The 3,037-nt window shown below is 65.6% G+C and carries 2 protein-coding genes and 1 pseudogene; 2 read left to right on the plus strand and 1 reads right to left on the minus strand.

Annotation, left to right across the window (positions count from 1 at the left end):
• Positions 1-1,045, plus strand: a pseudogene (locus VGG53_RS10440) (mammalian cell entry protein); the annotation flags it as partial.
• A gap of 244 nt (positions 1,046-1,289) precedes the next feature.
• Complete coding sequence (locus VGG53_RS10445; RefSeq protein WP_422656392.1) at positions 1,290-2,537, plus strand: IS701 family transposase; 1,248 nt, start codon at positions 1,290-1,292, stop codon at positions 2,535-2,537.
• Between the two features lie 21 nt (positions 2,538-2,558).
• Here the strand turns inward: VGG53_RS10445 and VGG53_RS10450 are convergent.
• On the minus strand, positions 2,559-3,037 hold a 479-nt coding region (locus VGG53_RS10450), incomplete at its 5' end, for an adenylate/guanylate cyclase domain-containing protein (RefSeq protein ID WP_331517984.1).

Raw genomic sequence — 3,037 nt, forward strand, 5'->3', positions numbered from 1 at the left:
CAACGGGGCCGGTTACGATCTCGGTTCGCTGCTCGACTCGTCAGCACAGCTCTCGGGTGATCTCAACGGCGTCGCCGACCGCACCCGAACACTCACCGAGGACACCACGCGGCTTCTCGACGCGCAAGCGCAGACCACCGACGCGGTCCGGCTGTGGGCACGCAGCCTTGCCGGATTCACCGGGCAGGTGGTGACCGACGACCCACCGGTGCGCAGCCTGCTGGACAAGGGGCCCGGGGCGCTGAACGAGGTGTCCCGGCTGCTCGACCAAATCAAACCGACGCTGCCGGTGCTGCTGGCCAACCTCACTACCGTCGGCCAGATCGCCGTTACCTACCACCCCTCGTTGGAACAAGTACTGGTGTTGCTACCGCCGTTCACCGCCGTTATCCAATCGCTGATTGGTACTAAAAACCCGACCGGGATGGCCGAGAGCGACTTCTCTATCACCGTCAACGATCCGCCGGCCTGCACGGTCGGTTTCCTTCCGCCCAGCCAATGGCGTTCGCCGGCCGACACCACCACGATCGATACCCCCGACGGGCTGTACTGCAAACTGCCGCAGGATTCACCGATCGCGGTTCGTGGCGCCCGCAATTACCCGTGTATGGGACACCCGGGAAAGCGCGCGCCGACAGTCGAGATCTGCAACAGCGACAAGCCATTCGAACCGCTGGCGATGCGCCAGCATGTTTTTGGCACCTACCCGCTGGATCCCAACCTGCTCGCGCAGGGCATCCGGCCCGACGACCGGGTCGGTTTCTACCGCGACAGGATCTTCGGACCGGTAGAGGGAACGCCCCGGCCTCCGGGACCGCTTCTACCTGCAGGACCGCTTCCGCCGGCGGGGCCCCCAACCGGGGCACCTCATGCGGCTCCGAGTTCGTTCGGGGGCAACGGTTCTGGGCCTGGGCCATCGTTGGCCGTCGTTCATTACGACCCGCTCACGGGTGGATATGTCGGTCCGGACCGGCAGCTGTCCCGGCAATCCAACCTCGTCACCTCGTCGGCGCCCAAAACCTGGCAGGACATGTTTCCCACGTAGTGGTTGGGGAGGTGGTCGGTTCTGGGCCAGGGGTTGAATTCCTCGACGTCGCCGCGACGGTCGCCGTCGCCGACAGTGAACTAGTACTGCAGCCGTAGATCGGGGCTAGTGGTTCTGGGCGTGTCTGCGCTGGTCGGAGGGGTGACCGCGGCATCGTTCGATGTTTGTGAAGACAATAGAATTGGCCGCGGTCACCGCGGTTCACAGCGTAGACCCCGATCGGTGGTGGACCGAGTACTCGGCGATGATCGACCGGATCGCGCCGCGCTTCGCCCGCTACGAGCCCTTGCGGCATGCCGGTGAGCTCATCCTGGGGATGGTCTCGGGCCTGGACCGCAAGAATTGCTGGACCATCGGCGAACACCGCGGCGCCGCCACGCCTGATGGTCTGCAACATCTGCTGGCGCGGGCGCGCTGGGACGCCGACGCGGTGCGCGACGACCTGCGCGACTATGTCGTTGACGCGTTCGGCGACCCCGGGGCGATCCTGGTGGTCGACGAGACCGGCGACGTGAAGAAAGGCACCCACAGTGTGGGAGTCCAGCGCCAATACTCGGGCACCGCAGGCCGCATCGAGAACTCCCAAGTCGCGGTCTATCTGACCTATGCCGCCCCACGTGGGCACGCCCTGATCGACCGCGCCCTCTACCTGCCCAAGTCGTGGACCGAGGATTCTGATCGCTGCGATCAAGCGGGAATCCCGCAGCAGGACAGGGACTTTGCCACCAAGCCGAGGCTGGCTACGGCGTTGATCGACCGCGCGGTCGAGGCAAACGTACCGGCCCAGTGGGTGGCCGGCGATGAAGTCTACGGCGCCGACCCGCGGTTGCGGGCAGCCGTTCGCGATCATGGGTTGGGCTACGTTCTGGCCGTGGCGGCCAACCGGCGGGTGCCCACCCACGCCGGCCCGATCCGCGTCGACGCGCTGCCCGCGCTGATCGCGCCGAGTGCCTGGCAGCGCCACTCCGCCGGTGCCGGAGCCCACGGCCCGCGGCTCTACTCGTGGGCGTGGTTTCGACTGCTCGCCGAGGACGACGCCGACACCGGTGTGCACCATTTGCTGATCCGCCGCAACGACGTCACCGGCGAGCACGCCTACCTGCGCTGCTACTCACCGCGGCCGGTGCCGCTGCGTGCCCTGGTCGCGGTGGCTGGCCAACGGTGGCGCATCGAGGAATCGTTCCAAGCCGCCAAAGGATTGGTCGGGCTCGATCAGCACCAAGTCCGGCGCTGGAAATCCTGGTATCGATGGACCACTTTGGCCATGCTCGCTCATGCCTTCCTGGCCGTGGCCACTGCGGTCGAACGTGACGCCGCACCCGGTCCCGTAGGCCTGATCGCATTGACGGTCAACGAGTTTCGCCGACTCTTCGATGCACTCTTGCTCGCCACCAACCACACAATAGCCACGCTCCTGGCCTGGTCACGATGGCGCCGACGACACCAATACCGCGCCCGACAATCCCACTACCGACGCCATGAAAACCAATGATCCCGATCTACGGCTGCAGTACTAGTCATCGTTGAGTGGCACCGCAAGCTCCGTCGCGGTAAGTCGGCCACGTAGCACAGCGGACCCGTGCTGCAACCAGTGTTGGCGCTCGGCGGCACTGGCATGTGCAAGCGCGCTGCCGGACGAGAGGATTCGTGAATCCTCTTGCTTTGCATAATCTGCCAAGCGGGCGGCCTCGTTGACGGGGTCCCCGATGACCGTGTATTCGTAGCGATACTCGGCGCCGACGTTGCCGGCGAATACGGAGCCAGTCGACACCCCGATTCCGAAGTCGACAACGGGCAACAGCCTCCCCAGTTGGTTGGCCAATGCCCGCGCCGTTGCCAGCGCCGCCGATACGGGCTCCTCAATGCGCAACGGGGCACCGAATACGGCCAGCGCCGCATCGCCCTGGAACTTGTTGATGAGCCCCTGTCGATCGTCGACGGCCTCTACCACGATACGGAAGAAGTCGTTGAGGATTTCCGCGACTTCCCGGG

This window comes from Mycobacterium sp. (genome assembly GCF_036490025.1).
Classification (GTDB): domain Bacteria; phylum Actinomycetota; class Actinomycetes; order Mycobacteriales; family Mycobacteriaceae; genus Mycobacterium.

Excerpts from the sequence above, each read along its gene's own strand:
- VGG53_RS10445 (WP_422656392.1), top strand. The coding sequence starts at position 1,290 with ATGATCGACCGGATCGCGCCGCGCTTCGCCCGCTACGAGCCCTTGCGG.